The following is a 15,568-nucleotide window of genomic DNA, read 5'->3' on the forward strand; positions in this document are numbered from 1 at the left end:
TTCGCTTGCCCTTACCTGACGCGAGGCTCGCTCATCAGTCCCTTGATGATGGCGTAGCAGCCCACCAGCAGGACCAAGGTAAAGGGCAGGCCGGTGGAGATCACCGCCGCTTGCAGCGCCGCCAGGCCGCCGCCGATCAGCAGGCCGATGGCGATGGCCCCCTCGATGATGGCCCAGAAGATGCGCTGGGGCTTGGGTGCGTCCACCTTGCCGCCGGCGGTGATGGAGTCGATCACCAGCGACCCGGAGTCTGAGGAGGTGATGAAGAACACGATTACCAGCACGATGGCGATGAAGGAGGTGATCTCGGTGAGCGGCAGGCCGGCGAGCATCACGAAGAGCGCATCCGCCTCGCCCTCGAAGGTGCCGGCCAGCAGCTGGCTGATGCCAGAGCTGCCGAAGGAGGTCATCCACAGTACCGAGACCAGCGACGGCACCAGCAACACGGCGATCAGGAACTCGCGCACGGTACGCCCGCGGGAGACCCGGGCGATGAACATGCCGACGAAGGGCGACCAGGAGATCCACCAGGCCCAGTAGAAGGCGGTCCACCCCTGGCTGAAGTTGGCATCCTCGCGGCCGAAGGGGTTGGAGAGTGCCGGCAGGTAGGTGAGGTAGTGGCCCAGGTTCTTGAAGAAGCCGGTAGCGATCATCAGCGTCGGACCGACGATGATCACGAAGGCCAGCAGCAGGAAGGCCAGGCCCATGTTGAGCTGGGAGAGGCGCTGTACGCCCTTGTCCACCCCGAGAGTAATGGAGCCGATGGCCACGATGGTGATGGCCACGATCAGCAGCACCATGGTGACGTTGGTGTCGGGAATGCCGAACAGGTCGTTCAAGCCGTTGGTGGCCTGCTGGGCGCCCAGGCCCAAGGAGGTGGCCAGGCCGAACAGGGTGGCAAATACCGCCAGGATATCGATCACATGCCCCGGCCAGCCCCAGACGCGCTCACCCAGAATCGGGTAGAAGATCGAGCGCATGGTGAGCGGCAGGCCCTTGTTGAAGGAGAAGATCGCCAGCGACAGCGCCACCACGGCGTAGATGCCCCAGGGGTGCAGGCCCCAGTGGAAGATGGTGGCGGCCATGCCCAGCGCCAGGGCGCCGGCCTCGTCGCCCTCGGCGGCACCAAGGGGGGCCCAATCGGTGCGCGCGCCGTTCTCGGTGCTGATGCCGCCGAGCGCCGCCTGGAAGTGGTCCATGGGCTCGGAGACGCCGAAGTACATCAGGCCGATGCCCATGCCGGCGGCGAACAGCATCGCGAACCAGCCCGCGTAGCTGAAGTCCGGCTTGGCGTCCATGCCGCCGATGCGCACCTTCCCCAGGGGCGTGAAGATCAGCACGACCGACAGCAGCACGAAGATGTTGGCGGCCAGCAGGAAGAACCAGGCCATGTTGCCGGTCAGGAAGGAGAAGGTGGCGCTGAAGAGCGGCGCGACCTGCTCCTGCAGAGCCAGGGTGATGATCACGAAGAACAGCACCACGATGGAGGAGACCGCGAAGACCTTGCCGTGCAGGTCCACGTCGATCCCCATGGGCGAGGCGGAAATATTGTCCTGACCGATCACGTAGTCGGTGTCGATCAGGTTGGCGGCCCCCTCCGGGGCCGGTATGCCTTCGGAAGCCTCCGGCTTCCCGTTGGCATTCTCGTTATCAGCCATAACGGCTATCTCCCTTGGGTGGTCTCTGGTTTGCTCGAGTGGCGAATCCGCTCCGGCGGCTCAGCCCTTGCGGGGCCGCACCAGGAATACCGACACATCGGTATGCGTCGCCACCTTGCCGCCGTGGGACGGCATGATCACGTCGATATGCTTCGGCAGGTGGGTGGGCATCACCACCAGGTCGGCGCCGACCTCATCGATGGCCTTGACGAGGTCCCTGTCGAGGTCGGCCACGGGGTCCGGGCTTGCGATGGTGTGGGTGCTGACCGGCTGGCCATGGACCGCAGCGCGCTTCTGGGCAAAGGCCTCGAGCTTGCGGGTGAACTCCTCGGGGGTCCGGGCCACGCTGCTCGGCGTGGTGGAGGTGACCCCGACGTAGCACACTTCGGCATCGTAGTGGCGGGCCAGGTCCGCCACGGTCTCCAGGGTGGGCTCGATCACCTCGATATGGGCGAGGTCGATCGGCACCATGATCTTTCTGTACATCACGGCATCTCCTTGGTCGGCTGCGATGAGGCTCTCGAGGGCGTCCAGGCCCAGCCGCCAACGGCAGGATGGCGACTCGCGTCTCCGTTCGGTCTACCGAGCAAACTATACCTTTGTATAGCGTTGATTCCGAATAAGCGACGGGGCGAAAACGGGGTGGCAAGGCGCCTCATGTGCCAGATCGACTCACTTCCCGAAGGTGCCCGGGGGCCTGTCGGGATTCGTCTTATTTTCTCAAGTGTATGAAAAATAGATGATATTTATCATTTGGGCTGGTCTGGCATGGAGTGTGCTAAATTTGGGAGAGACTTCGACAAGCGAGGAGGTAAGCATGACCCATCAGCGTTCCGATATGCCGATGCCGTTTGGCCGTCGCCTCAAGGCCATGGCCGCCATCGCCGCGCTTTCGCTCGGCAGCCTGGCCTTGGCCGGCTGCGGGAATGGCGATGATGAGCTGCCGCCCATGGAGCCCGCGGATCCGCCTATGGAGGAGCCGGCCCAGCAGGCGCCCATGGAGGATGAGCCCGCCATGGGGCAGGACCCGGCCATGAATGAGGAGCCCATGGACCCCATGGAGAGCCAGGAGCCGATGATGGACGAGCCGGCAATGGACGAACCGGCAATGGATGAGGAGGAGCCGGGCAGCTTCTGATCGGTTTTCCGGCCTGACCCCTGCGTTCCCCCTGCCAGGTGCAGGGGGTTTTTACATCAGGGCCCCGGGCTCAGCGGTCGTCGAGACGGCGATAGAGTGTGCGCCGGGCGATGCCCAGGATGTCGGCGGTGCGTCGCTTGTTGCCGCCGGTGGCATCCAGCACCTTGCGGATATAGCGCTGCTCGACCTCTTCCAGGCTTGGCCAGGGCTGTGCCCCGTCACCGGGCACCAGGCTGCCTGCCCGGACTTCGCTGCCCTCGGCCCGCGAGGGGTGGGGCCGGTCGCGCAGCCGTTCGGGGAGGTCCGCCAGGCGGATCTCCCCGGCCTCGGCCAGGGTCACGGCGCGCATGATGGCGTTCTCCAGCTCGCGCACGTTGCCGGGGTAGGGGTAGCCGAGCAGCGCCTCCAGGGCGGCAGGCTCGATGCTCTCGATGGGCTTCTCCTGGGCGCCGGCGTGCTTGTCGATCAGCGCCGTGATCAGCCGCTCCACGTCCCCCTCCCGCTCCCGCAGCGGCGGGATGCGCAGCGAGAAGGTCTCCAGGCGATAGAAGAGGTCGTTGCGAAACTGCCCCGTCTCGATGGCCTGCTCCAGATCCCGATGGGTGGCGGCGATGATGCGCACATCCACCGGCTCCTCCCGCTCACCGCCCACCGGACGCACCGTCTTCTCCTGCAGGGCGCGCAGCAGCTTAGCCTGCAGCTCCGGTGACATCTCGCCGATCTCGTCGAGGAAGAGGCTGCCGCCCCGGGCCGACTGGAAGAGCCCCTGGCGGTGCTCGCTGGCCCCGGTGAAGGCGCCCTTCACGTGGCCGAAGAACTCGCTCTCCATCAGCTCGCCGGGGATGCTGGCGCAGTTGACCGCCACGAAGGGCCCCTCGGCGCGCGGGCTCTCGGCATGGATCGCCCGGGCCAGCAGCTCCTTGCCGGTGCCGCTCTCGCCGAGCACCAGGATGGGGGCATCACTTCTCGCCAGGCGGGCGGCGTCATGGAAGAGCCCCTGCATCGCCTCGCTCTCGCCGATGATGCCGTGAAAGTGGCGGGGCGGGCCCTCCCGGTGGAAGCGTTCGGCCAGACGGCGATGCTCCAGCACTCGGAATACCGCCTCCTGGACGTTTTCCAGGTCCAGGGGCTTGGTGAGAAAGTCGTCGGCGCCGAGCTTGAGCGCCTCCACTGCCTGGTCGATGGTGCCGAAGGCGGTGATGACGATGAAGCCCAGCGGGCTATCTTCGGCGCGCAGTCGCTCGAGCAGCTCAAGGCCGCTCATGCCGGGCAGGCGCACGTCGCTGATCACCATGGCCACCGGGGTGTGGCTCAGGGTGGCGATGGCATCCTCGGCGCTGGCAACGCCCAGGGTGCCATGGCCAGCGTCCTGGAGCTCCTCCTCGAGCAGTTCCAGGATGGCCGGGTCGTCCTCGACGATCAGAATCGGGCAGGGGGGCACGGCGTCCTTTCGTGTCACGTTTGGCGTCCTCATGTGGGCGGTTGGGAGGCGGCGGGCAAGGGCTTGCCGTCTTCCAGGCGGTCTTCCAGCGGTAGTGTGATCAAAAAGCCGGCGCCGCCGAGCTCGCTGTCGAAGACCGTGATGGTGCCGCCGTGGTCGTTGACGATGCGATGCACCATGGAGAGCCCCAGGCCGCTGCCCTGGCCCACCGGCTTGGTGGTAAAGAAGGGGTCGAAGACTTGAGGCTTGTCGGCCTCGCTGATGCCGCTGCCGTCATCTTCCAGGCGTAGACGTAGCTGCTCGCCGCGGGTCTCGGCGCTCAGCCGCACGCGACGGGTGCCTGCGGACTGGGCGGCGTTGCGCAGCAGGTTGGTGAGCACCTGGGTCAGCTGCTGGCCGTTGACCAGCAGCCGCGGCGGCGGCTCGGGCAGTTCGGTGTCAAGGTGGGTGCTGTGCTGCTCCAGTTCCTCCTCCACCAGGTCGCGGGCGCCTTGTACCAGGTCGTCCAGGGCCACCCACTCCTTCTCGACGTTGTGGCGCCGCCCCAGCTCCATCAGCTGGCGCACGATCTCCACGATGCGCTCCACCTCGCCGCGAATGCGGGTCAGGCGGGCGCGCTCGTCGTCGCCGATGGTCTCCCGGCGGGCCAGGCGCTGGGCCTGGCCGTTGATCACCGTCAGCGGCGCGCCGATCTCATGGGCGACGCCGGCGGCCAGCACCCCGAGTTCGGCCAGCTTGTGGGACTTGCGCAGCTGTTTCTCCAGGGCGATCTCGTTGAGGCGGCGCGCCTCGATATCGGCATCCTTCTCGGCCATGGCGTCTAGCATGCCGTTGAGGGCCACCGCCAGGCGGCGGTACTCCTCCGGGCCGCGGGGCTCGGCGCGCTGCTGGCGATCACCGTTCTCGACCCGGGCCATCACCTCGAGCAGGCGGTTGAGGGGTCGCTCGATGTGGCGCCTGAAGCCCCACCAGATACCGAACACGATGCCGGCGGAGCCGACCAGGAAGACCGCCCCGGCCACCAGGGTCAGAAAGCCGGTGTAGTTCTCGATGCCGGTGTTGAGGCGGTTGACCTGCAGCACCCCGCGCACTTCGCCGCCTGGCGTGGCCAGCGGCATCAGTGCCGAATAGTAGTTCCAGCCGTCGTGCTGGCGATAGGTCCCGGTGAGCTCGCCGTCTTCCACCACGGCGCGAATCTCCTCGGGCTCGAACAGCTCTCGGCCGAGCCCCAGGCCGTAGACCTCCCGACCCGCCACGTCGAAGACGTAGGCGCCATAGATGCGGTGGAAGGAGAAGGCCGAGTGCAGCGACTCCTCGAGAGACTCCGGAGAATCCCGGGCCAGGGCGTAGCCCAGGGAGGTGCCGATGGCGTGGGTGATGATCTGCACCTCGGTCTGCAGCTTGGAGCGGACGTTGTCCTCCAGGGAGTGGATCGCCACCAGGCTGAAGACCACCAGGATCAGGAACAGCGGCACGATGACGGTCAGAATGATCAGGTTGCGCAGTCGCATGCGGGCTCCCGTGGCTGGCGCTGGCCGGCCACGCTGAGCGCGTGGCCGGCGTCGTGAGCGACCCTTGCCGACAAGCGTCACTGAGCCGGCATCAGCCGGAAGAGGCTGCCGCGCTCATCGTCATCGAGCAGGTAGAGGGCGCCGTCGCGCCCCTGGCGCACGTCGCGGATGCGGCCGATCTCGCCATCGAGAATCACCTCGCTCTCGGCTACCTCGTTGCCTTCCAGCACCAGGCGCTTGAGCAGCTGGCTGCGCAGCCCCCCGGCCAGCAGGCTGCCCTGCCATTCGGGGAAGTGCTCGCTTGCCACCTCGGCGAGCCCAGAGGGGGCCAGGGTGCCGTCGAAGACGTGCACCGGGTCGCGCATCCCGGGCAGGGAATCAGCCCCGATGGGGCGGCCGGTGGCGTAGTCGCGGCCCAGGCTCACCTCGGGCCATCCGTAGTTTTCGCCCGCCTCGATCAGGTTGAGCTCGTCGCCGCCCCTGGGGCCGTGCTCGGTGGCCCAGACCTGCCCCGCTGCGTTCACCACCATGCCCTGAATATTGCGATTGCCGATGCTGTAGAGCTCGTCCAGGGCGTCGGCATCATCCACAAAGGGGTTGTCCTCCGGCGCCTCGCCAGTCTCGGTCAGGCGCAGTACGCTGCCGGCATGGTCCCCCTGGTCCTGAGAGCGCTCGGGATGGCTGCCGCGGTCGCCGATGCTCATCAGCAGGGTGCCGTCGGGCAGCCAGGCCAGGCGCGAGCCGTAGTGGCGGCCGGGGCCGGAGAAGCGGTCCTCGACGAAGAGCTCCTCCACTTCCGCCAGGGCGCCGTCGCCCAGCCGAGCCCGGGAGAGGGCGGTGGCGGTGCCGCCGCTGCCGGCCTGGCTCCAGGTGAAATAGATCCAGTCCTGCTCGCCCCCTTCGCTGCCGTACTCGGGGTGGAGCACCACGTCGAGCAGGCCGCCCTGGCCGCGGGCGTTGACCTCGGGTACGCCCTCCAGATGGCGGATGTCGCCGTTCTCGCTGATATGGGCCAGGCGGCCGGGGCGCTCGCTGACCAGGAAGCTGCCGTCGGGCAGCTGGGCCACCGCCCAGGGGTGCTCGAGGCCGGTGGCCAGGCGCTCCAGGCGCAGGTCGTGGTGGTCGGTGGCGATTCGCTCGATGACTATCTCGGGCAGGGTCTCGGCGGCCAGGGCCTGGCCGCCAACGGCCAGCCCTCCCAGCAGCAGGGCGGTGGGCAGTCTGCGCAGTGGTGCAGGCATGGTCTTCCCCCTCGTTGGCTCGTTCATCGAAAGATGAGGCATCTACCAGCATAGGGACTTTTCGGCGGCGGGCGCGTTCCCTGTCGCCATATGGCAACGCTTGCTTACATCAGCCAGGCCAGCAGCAGCGGCAGATAGAAGAGCGCCATCAGGGTCGAGCAGAACACCAGGCTGGCCACATAGGCGGGCTCGCGGCCGGCCTTCTGGGCGAAGAGGTAGTTGAAGACCGCCACCGGCATGCTCATCTGCAGCACCAGGATGCTCTGGGCCAGGGGGGGCAGTCCCAGCAGGGCGGCGATACCCCAGGCGAGCCCCGCCGCCACCGGGATGCGCACCAGGCTGAAGCCGACCCCGGAGGTGAGGCTCCTGACCTGGATGCTGGCCAGCGACACCCCCAGGGTGATCAGCATCAGCGGCACGGTGAAGCCGGAGATCAGGTCGACGCTGTTGTCGAGCCAGCGCGGGAGCTCGGTGTCGGTGAGCAGCAGCCCCAGGGAGAAGACGATGGCGTAGACGGTGGGGGTGCGGGCCAGGGTCTTCAGGGCGTTGCCCTGGCTCGCCATGATCGAGCCCACGGTGAACTGGAACAGCGATACCGTCACCATCACCGTGATGCCGAAGGCGAAGCCGGCGCTGCCGAAGGCGTAAAGCACTACCGGCAGGCCCATGTTGCCGGTGTTGGGGTACATCATGGGGGCGAGGATCACCCGCCAGTCGCGGCCCAGCAGCCGTGCCATCAGCGGGGTCGCGGCGGCCATGGCGGTCATCACCAGGGCGGCGGCCAGCATGGTGCGCCCGACGCTGCCGGCATCGATCTCGGCGCCGGAGAGGGAGGCGATGATCAGCGCCGGTGTGCCGATATTGAAGACCAGGCGAGTGACGAACTCCACCGGGTAGGGGTGGCCCAGGCGCACCCAGGTATAGCCCAGGCCGGCACCGGCCAGCACCGGGGCCATCACCGCGAAGAGTTCGGCAAGCATGCAGGCGTCCTTGTTGGTCAGGGCGCACTATTGTCCGCAAGGCCAGGGTGGGCGGCAAGGGCGGGCTCAGGCCGCCTGGCGTGCCATCTGCCACGCCTCGGGGACCGCCTGGCGCAGGCAGTCGAGCAGGGCGGTGACCCGCCGCGGCTGATGGCCGAAGGGGTAGAGCAGGGTGATCGGCAGCGGCTCGGGCTGCCATTCGGGCAGGCAGGCCACCAGCTCGCCGGGATGGTGGTGTTCGCGGCGGGCCACCATCCAGTGGGGCAGCAGGCCGAGGCCGCGCCCGCGGGCCACGGCGTCCAGCTGCAGCTCCGGCAGGTCGACCCGCAGCCGCGAGACCGGCGGCTGGAAGTCGAAGCGGCTGCCGTCCCGGTGGTGCAGCGCCACCCCGTCGCGGTTGGCGCCCAGCAGATCGATCCAGGCGTGATGGGCGAGCTCCCGGGGGTGGTCTGGCGACCCGCGGCGGGCCAGGTAGTCGGGGTGGGCGTGCAGGCCCCGGGTCAGGGCCCCCAGGGACTCCTGGCGCAGCGCCGAGCAGGGCACCTCGCCCAGCCAAACGCTCACGCCTCGGCTGTCCGGATGGAGGCAAGGGGTGTCGCAGGTGCGCAGGGTGAGCTCCACCTCGGGATAGCGGGCCAGGAAGGCGTCCAGCACCGGGGCCAGCCAGCTGCGCGTCAGGGCGCAGTGGGCCTCGATGGCCAGCTCGCCGCTCACCTCCTCGCGCAGCTCGTCCAGGGCGGCCTGGCTGCGCTCGGCCAGCGCCAGCATGTCGCGGCAGTAGTCGTGGAAGACCAGACCGGCCTCGGTGGGAATCAGGCGGTTGGCCTGGCGGCGTAGCAGCGGCTGGCCCAGCCGCGCCTCCAGGTGGCTGATGCGGCGGCTCAGCGTCGACTTGGCGAGCCCCAGATCCCGGGCGCTGCGAGTCAGGCTGCCTGAGGCCATGACGGAGGCGAAGGCGTTGAGTTCATCGAAGTCGTGCATGGAAGCAACCGTGGCAGGTGTCCTTGTCCCCGGCAGTATGCCAGCTAATCATGCGGATGAAAATCATTGCTAATTGCTTCTGCGTCTCATGCTTCTCTCTGCCACGCACCCGACGCCGTGGCAAAGGGTGTCGACACAAAAAAGCCCCGGCGGTGCCGGGGCGAAGGTCAGGATCGAAACAGTGCCGTCGGGCGACAGCGCTTCCGGGCGCCGAGCGGCCTAGAAGTCGTAGCTGGCGGAGAGCCAGAAGCTGCGGCCGTCCAGGGCCACGCCGTCGGTGGAGCGTCCGGTCTGGGTGAAGCGGTAGGCCTGGTAGGTGTCACCCTGCCACTCGTAGCTGTCGGCCTTGCCGAAGTCCTTGTCGAAGAGGTTGTAGACGGTGCCGGTCAGGCGTACGTTCTCTGCCAGCTGGTAGGAGCTGCGCAGATGGAAGAGCTCGTAGCCGTCCAGCTTGTTGCCCACCTGCTCGTAGAGCGCCAGGTTCTGGCCCGAGGTGGGCAGGCCGCCGGAGAAGCGCTCCCGGGAGGAGTAATACTCACCGTCCAGGCTGGTGCTCCAGCGGTCGTTGATCTGCCAGGTCACGCCGGCGGTCAGCTTGTGCTTGGGCGCGTTGGTCAGCAGCAGGCCTTCGTTGTCGCCGGAGGTGATCTCGGTGTCGGTCCAGGTATAGCCGCCGCTCAGGTACCAGGAGGGAGTCAGCTCCACCCGGGTGCTGAATTCGATGCCCCGAGTCTCGGCGCGATCGATATTGACCAGCTGGCCGAAGCCCTCCTGGGCGGTGAAGTTGCCCACGCTTAGGCAGTTGGCCAGGCCGGCGTTGGGCGTATTGCCGTCGCTATCCACGAACTGGCAGTTGGGAACATCCGCGGCGCTGGCGATACGGTCGGTGAAGCGGTTGTAGAACGCCGTGGCGCTGGCGGTGATGCCCCGCTGGTTGTCGTAGCTGGCGCCCAGCTCGTAGCTGGTGCTTTTTTCGGGTTCGAGGTCCGGTGAACCGATGGTGACGGTCTGGCCCTGAGCGGTGAAGCCGGTTACGCCGTCGTGAAGCTGGTTGAGGGTCGGCGTCTTGTAGCCGCGGCTGATGCCGCCCTTGAGGGTCCAGTCGTCGCTGGTGTTCCACACCAGATAGCCGCGGGGGCTGAAGTGGCCGCCGAAGGCGTCGTGGTTCTCGTAGCGGCCCCCCAGGGTCAGCGCCAGGTCCTCGGCGAGCCACCACTCGTTCTCGGCAAACAGCGCCCAGCTGTCCTGGCGGAACACCTGACTGCCTGCGGCGCCATCTTCCAGCCGTGAATCGATGTATTGGCCGCCCAGGGTCAGCATATGGTCGCCCAGCGGCATCACGAATTTCGAATCGAAGGTGATATCGCGATTCTCCAGCAGGCGCGGCTCGCCGCCCTCGGCCTCGTAGCCGAAGTCGGGAGCGCTGCCCGCCGGCAGGGTGCGGCCCAGGGTCTCGGTGGTGCTGTGGGTCAGGCTGCTCTCCAGGGTGCCCGCCGGCAGCCGTGCGGTGTGGCCGATGGCCACCTGGTCGCGGTTGAAACGCAGCTCATCCTCGTAGCCGAAGACTCGCTCCGGGGTGTCCAGGTTGCCCAGCCGGCCGTCCGAATTGTCATAGACCTGTCGGGCGCGCTCCAGATCCAGCCACAGCTCGTTCGTCTCGTCCGGGGTGGCGTTGAGCCGGCCGCCGATGGAGTAGATGCGCGCCTCGACGGGGCGAGGGTCGCGGCCGGTGCCGTCTTCGATCAGGCGCTCGGAGGCATCGCGGTCATAGAGGCGGCCGCGCAGCTGGACGCCGAGGCGCTCCTCCACCAATGGGCCTGTGGCATAGAGGTTGAGGGTCTGGGAGTTACCCGCGTCGCGGTCCTCCTGGAAGGTGGTGTCCACCGCCACCGAGCCGCTCCACTCGCTGGCCACCCGGCGGGTAATGATATTGATCACCCCGCCCATGGCGTCGGAGCCGTAGAGGGTCGACATGGGCCCGCGGATCACCTCGATGCGCTCGATGGCGGAGAGCGGCGGAATGAAGCTGGTGGCGGTCTCGCCGAAGCCGTTGGGCGTCACGCTGCCGGCGGTATTCTGACGGCGACCATCGATCAGGATCAGGGTGTACTCCGCCGGCATGCCGCGGATGCTGACGTTGAGCCCGCCGGTCTTGCCGGTGCCCGAACGCACGTCGACCCCGGGCACGTCGGCAATCGCCTCGCCGATATTGGAGAAGCGCCTGCGCTCAAGCTCCTCCCGGGTGACTACCGAGATGCTGGCCGGCGCATCGCGCAGCGCCTGCTCGAAGCCGGCGGCGGTGACCACGATGTTCTCCAGGCGAGCGCTGTCACCGGACTGGGCCTGGGCGGGGAGAGCGGTAACGGCGGCCAGGGCGATGGCGCTGGCCAGCGCCTTGGGCCGGAAGGGGTGGGCTGAGCGAAGCATGGCGTCCTCTTGAATGAGTTTGATTCTCAAATTCAGCGGCGATTCTAGGCCCGAAAGTTCCCCGGCGAACAGCGGCGAGGCCGAAACGCCGCGTTGCCGAAGACGCAACGCGCTCGGTTGCGCTGCCTCGAACGCGGTGTTCCGGCGGTAGGGGTATCTCCTGGGGATGAGAATCATTAACATGCATGGCTTTCAACCTGTCCGGGAGTTCTCCATGCCACGCCAGCCCTTGTTCCCGCCCCTGATGCCCTCCCTTCGCCTGCTGCTGGGCGGGGCATCTCTGGTCCTGGCTCTGGGGGCCCAGGCGCACAGCGTCGAGACGGCCAATGGTCCCGTCGAGGTGCCCGAGTCCCCCGAGCGGATCGTCACCCTCTATGAGGGCGCCCTGGATGCCGCCCTGGCCACCGGCCGGCTGCCCGTGGCGGCGGTGACCACCCGCGGCGGCGACGGCGTGGCCCGCTATATCGAGTCCCACCTGGAGGCGGAGCACCCCGGCGCCGAGCTGGCCATCGTCGGCGTGGTGCGGGAGATCAACCTGGAGGCGGTGCTGGCCCAGCGCCCGGACCTGATCCTGGCCGCGCCGCAGCTCAGCGCCGAGCAGTACGCCCTGCTGTCGCGCATCGCTCCCACCGTGGTGCCGGAGGCTCGCCCCCTGGCGGCGGACAACTGGGAGGCCGAGGCGCGCCTCTTCGGCGAGGCCCTCGGCCAGGCCGACGCCATGGAGGCGGCCATCGCCGAGGTCCACGAGCGCAGCGCCGCCCTGGCCGAGGCGCTGGAGGAAGCCGATGGCCTGGGCAGCGCCAACCTGATCCGTTGGATGCCCCAGGGCCCCATGGTGATGTCGGAGCGGCTCTTTACCTCCGGGCTGATCGCCGAGGCGGGCCTGGATCTCAGCGACGCCGGCCTGGTGCGCGATGGCGTGGTGCACAGCGATACCCTGAGCCTGGAGAGCCTGTCGCGACTGGACGGCGACTGGCTCTTCCTGGCCACTCTCAATGAGGAGGGCCAGGAGGCGCTGGACGCGGCCCGCCGCTCCCCGGCCTTCGCCCGCCTGCCCGCGGTGGCTGCTGACCGGGTGGTGCCGGTGGACGGTCAGCTCTGGACCAGCGCCAACGGCCCCCTGGCCGCCCTGGCGATCCTCGAAGAGCTTGAAGCAGCGCTGCTGCCCTGATGGCGGGAGTGGCGGCCCCTCTAGCCCTGCACGGCCGGCGTTCCCTGGCCGGGATGACGGCGCTGGCCTGCGTCCTGCTGCTGCTGGCGGTGCTGGCCAGCCTGCTGCTGGGCGCCGGTGATGTCGGCCCGGCCCGGGCCCTGGCCGTACTGCTGGGGGCGGGTGACGAGGAGGCACGCTTCGTGGTGGGTTCCTTGCGGCTGCCTCGCACCCTGATCGGTATCGGGGTGGGGCTGGCACTGGCGGTCTCCGGGGCGCTGCTCCAGGCGGTATCCCGCAACCCCCTGGCCGAGCCGGGGCTGCTCGGGGTCAGCGCCGGGGCCGCCTTCGCCGTGGGCGTGGCGCTCTGGCTGGGCGCCAGCACCGCCACCCTGCGCGTGGCCGTGGGCCAGCTCGGCGCGCTGCTCGGCTGCGCCGCCGTGCTCAGCGTGGTACGCCTGCGTGGCGTGGGCAGCGACCCGGTGCGCCTGGTGCTGGCCGGGGCGGCGCTCTCGGCGCTGCTCGCCTCGCTGACCGCGCTGCTGCTGCTGTTCGATCAGCGCAGCGCCGACGAGATTCGCTTCTGGGTGATCGGCAGCCTCTCCGGGCGGCGCTTGGAGGACCTGCTGGCGGTGCTGCCGAGCCTCGCCCTGGCCCTGGGCCTGACCCTGTGGCTGGCCCGCCCCCTGGCGGCGCTGGCCCTGGGCGAGCGGGTGGCCGCGGGCCTGGGGCACCATCCCGGCCGGGTGCGCCTGCTGGTGGTCCTGGCGGTGGCGCTGCTGGTGGGTGCCGCCACGGCCATCGCCGGCCCCATCGCCTTCGTGGGCCTGGTGGTGCCCTTCGCCGCCCGGGCCCTGGCCGGCCCCGATATCCGCCGCACCCTCTGGCTCTGCCTGCCGTTGGGCCCGCTGATGGTGCTCGGCGCCGACGTCGCCGCCCGGCTGCTGGTCAGCCCCGCGGAGATGCCCCTGGGCGTGCTGACCGCCCTGCTCGGCGCGCCGGTGCTGGTGGCGGTGGTGCGCGCCCGCCGCCTGCCGACGCTCTAGGAAAAGGAAAAGACAACGATGGAGACGCAGCGCCTTCGGGGGCAGTCAGTTCGGTGGCAGTCAGCGGCGGCGGGGCAGGACTCGCAGGGCGATAGCCAGCCGCCTTCCGGCTACTGGCACCTGACCGCCGGCCGGGCCAGCCTGCTGCTCGAGCGCCGTGCCCTGGCGGTGAACCTGCTGCTGCTGGCGCTGCTGCTGGCCGCTTCCGCTGCCTACCTGATGGCCGGCAGCATCCCGGTGAGCGCCAGCGAGCTGATCCGGGCACTCGCCGGCGACGGCGAGGTGGTCACCGCTTTCGTGATCCACGACCTGCGCCTGCCGCGGCTGGCGGCCGCCTGGCTTACCGGCGCCGCCTTCGCCGTGGCGGGCTGCCTGATGCAGACCCTGGCCCGCAACCGCCTGGCCACGCCCGGCATCATCGGCATCGACAACGGCGCTACCGCCTTCGCCGTGGCCTCCGTCGTGGGGCTGGGGGTCTCGCTGGCGCCGCCGGCCATGGCCCTCACCGGCGCGGCCACCGCCGCGGCCATCACCTTCGGCCTGGCCAGCGGCGGCGATACCCGGGGCTACCGTTTCATCGTGGCCGGCATCGGCATCGGCGCGGTGTTCGGCGCCGTCACCCAGCTGCTGCTGGCCCGGGTGCCCATCGATACCGCCAACGCCGCCTACCCCTGGACGGTGGGTACCCTCAACGCCCGCTCGGGAAGCGCGGTCAGCGTGCTCGCCCTGGGCCTGGCCGTGGGCCTGCCGCTGGCCCTGGCGCTCGGCCGCTCGCTCTCGCTGATGCGCTTCTCCGACGCCGTGGCCGCCGGGCTCGGCGTGAGGCTGCGCCGCCGCCGCGCGCAGGTGCTCTCGCTCTCGGTGCTGCTGACGGCGCTGGCCGTGGCGGTGGCCGGCCCGGTGGGCATGGTGGGGCTGATCGGCCCGGAGATCGCCCGCTCGCTGTCGTCGTCCCGGGGCGTGCCCCTGGCCGCCTCGGCGCTGGCCGGCGCCCTGGTCATGGTGCTGGCCGACCTGGCCGGCCGCGTGCTGCTGGCCCCCATCGAGCTGCCGGTGGGCATCGTCACCGCCATCGTTGGCGGCCCCTGGCTGCTGTGGATCCTGCTGCGACCCGCCTCGAGGAGGCTGTCATGAATGCGCGAACCCTGCCGCTGCAGCGCCTTGAGGCCGAGGCGCTGCGTCTCGCCCACGGCCGCACCCCGGTCATCGATGGCCTGGATCTCGCCCTGCCGCCGGGCCGAGTGACCGCCATCGTCGGGCCCAACGGCTGCGGCAAGTCGACCCTGCTGGCCGGCCTGGCCCGGCTGCACGCCCCGGAAGGGGGCGCGGTGCTTCTCGACGGCGGCGATATCCGCCGGCTGCCGGCCCGGGAGCTGGCCCGGCGCCTGGCGCTGCTGCCCCAGGAGGCCAGCGCGCCGGAGGGGCTCACCGTGCGCGACCTGATCCGCTTCGGCCGCCAGCCCCACCAGGGCTGGCTCAGCCAGTGGTCGGCGGACGACCAGCGGGCGGTGGAGGAGGCGCTGGCCGCCGCGGGGCTCCAGGCCCTGGCCGAGCGCCCCCTGGAGGCGCTCTCCGGCGGCCAGCGCCAGCGCGCCTGGATCGCCATGACCATCGCCCAGCAGACCCCGCTGCTGCTGCTCGACGAGCCCACCTCGGCCCTGGACCTGGGCCACCAGCTGGAGGTCTTCGAGCTGGTGCGCCGCCTTGCTGCCGCCGGCCGCACCCTGGCCCTGGTGCTCCACGACCTGGCCAGCGCCTGCCGCTACGCCGACCACCTGGTGGCCATGCGCGAGGGGCGCATCGTGGCCCAGGGCGCCCCGTCGGAGGTGGTCACCGAGGCGCTGGTGCGCGAGCTCTACGACGTCGCCTGCACCCTGCTTCATGACCCGGTCACCGGGACCCCCATTCTCACCGATCTGCGGCGCCTCTCGCCCGGCCGCTGAGGCGGCGCCGGTCGCGCTTTCTGCCTGCTCTTTCCCCACCGATAAGGAAAAT

Annotated in this window: 13 protein-coding genes; 5 read left to right on the forward strand and 8 right to left on the reverse strand. The window is 69.4% G+C overall.

Annotated elements, in window-relative coordinates:
• Positions 1-11: 11 nt before the first annotated feature.
• Together NHL60_RS04585 and NHL60_RS04590 are read right to left on the reverse strand one after the other, a co-directional pair.
• Positions 12-1,658, reverse strand: a complete 1,647-nt coding sequence (locus NHL60_RS04585; RefSeq protein ID WP_253449547.1) for a BCCT family transporter — start codon at positions 1,656-1,658, stop codon at positions 12-14.
• 60 nt (positions 1,659-1,718) lie between these two features.
• Positions 1,719-2,144: a universal stress protein gene (locus tag NHL60_RS04590; protein ID WP_253449550.1), complete on the reverse strand. Its 426-nt coding sequence runs from the start codon at positions 2,142-2,144 to the stop codon at positions 1,719-1,721.
• A 331-nt stretch (positions 2,145-2,475) separates the two neighbouring features.
• On the opposite strand from NHL60_RS04590, the gene NHL60_RS04595 reads away from it, so the two are divergent.
• Entirely contained in the window at positions 2,476-2,796 is a 321-nt protein-coding gene (locus NHL60_RS04595; RefSeq protein ID WP_253449553.1) for a hypothetical protein, read from the forward strand.
• Positions 2,797-2,866: 70 nt separating this feature from the next.
• On the opposite strand, the gene NHL60_RS04600 is transcribed toward NHL60_RS04595, so the two are convergent.
• The 6 genes from NHL60_RS04600 to NHL60_RS04625 form a co-directional block, all read right to left on the reverse strand.
• Positions 2,867-4,255 (reverse strand): sigma-54 dependent transcriptional regulator, encoded by a 1,389-nt coding sequence (locus tag NHL60_RS04600; protein WP_253449556.1) that lies wholly within the window; start codon positions 4,253-4,255, stop codon positions 2,867-2,869.
• Positions 4,256-4,266: 11 nt separating this feature from the next.
• Positions 4,267-5,748, reverse strand: a complete 1,482-nt coding sequence (locus NHL60_RS04605; RefSeq protein ID WP_253449559.1) for an ATP-binding protein — start codon at positions 5,746-5,748, stop codon at positions 4,267-4,269.
• 77 nt (positions 5,749-5,825) lie between these two features.
• Positions 5,826-6,989, reverse strand: a complete 1,164-nt coding sequence (locus tag NHL60_RS04610; protein WP_253449562.1) for a PQQ-dependent sugar dehydrogenase — start codon at positions 6,987-6,989, stop codon at positions 5,826-5,828.
• Between the two features lie 104 nt (positions 6,990-7,093).
• Entirely contained in the window at positions 7,094-7,969 is an 876-nt protein-coding gene (locus tag NHL60_RS04615) for an AEC family transporter (protein ID WP_253449565.1), read from the reverse strand.
• Positions 7,970-8,035: 66 nt separating this feature from the next.
• Entirely contained in the window at positions 8,036-8,950 is a 915-nt protein-coding gene (locus tag NHL60_RS04620; protein WP_253449568.1) for a LysR family transcriptional regulator, read from the reverse strand.
• 219 nt (positions 8,951-9,169) lie between these two features.
• Positions 9,170-11,377 carry a TonB-dependent receptor gene (locus tag NHL60_RS04625; protein ID WP_253449571.1) on the reverse strand — a complete coding sequence of 736 codons (2,208 nt, stop codon included), beginning with the start codon at positions 11,375-11,377 and terminating at the stop codon, positions 9,170-9,172.
• Between the two features lie 244 nt (positions 11,378-11,621).
• Here NHL60_RS04625 and NHL60_RS04630 point away from each other — a divergent pair, with 244 nt between their 5' ends.
• From NHL60_RS04630 to NHL60_RS04645, 4 genes are read left to right on the forward strand one after another with little or no spacing between them, the layout of a single operon-like run.
• The gene (locus NHL60_RS04630; protein ID WP_253452005.1) at positions 11,622-12,548 is read left to right on the forward strand and encodes an ABC transporter substrate-binding protein; all 927 of its coding nucleotides are present in this window, start codon (positions 11,622-11,624) and stop codon (positions 12,546-12,548) included.
• Positions 12,549-12,601: 53 nt separating this feature from the next.
• Complete coding sequence (locus tag NHL60_RS04635; RefSeq protein ID WP_253452008.1) at positions 12,602-13,573, forward strand: iron ABC transporter permease; 972 nt, start codon at positions 12,602-12,604, stop codon at positions 13,571-13,573.
• An 18-nt stretch (positions 13,574-13,591) separates the two neighbouring features.
• On the forward strand, positions 13,592-14,707 hold the full coding sequence (locus NHL60_RS04640) for an iron chelate uptake ABC transporter family permease subunit (protein WP_253449574.1): 1,116 nt from the start codon (positions 13,592-13,594) through the stop codon (positions 14,705-14,707).
• Positions 14,704-15,516, forward strand: coding sequence for an ABC transporter ATP-binding protein (locus NHL60_RS04645; RefSeq protein ID WP_301271092.1), 813 nt, complete (start codon positions 14,704-14,706; stop codon positions 15,514-15,516). The genes NHL60_RS04640 and NHL60_RS04645 overlap by 4 nt, the downstream gene beginning before the upstream one ends.
• Positions 15,517-15,568 lie beyond the last annotated feature (52 nt).

The sequence above is a fragment of the Halomonas sp. Y3 genome (genome assembly GCF_024137965.1).
Taxonomy (GTDB): domain Bacteria; phylum Pseudomonadota; class Gammaproteobacteria; order Pseudomonadales; family Halomonadaceae; genus Halomonas; species Halomonas mongoliensis.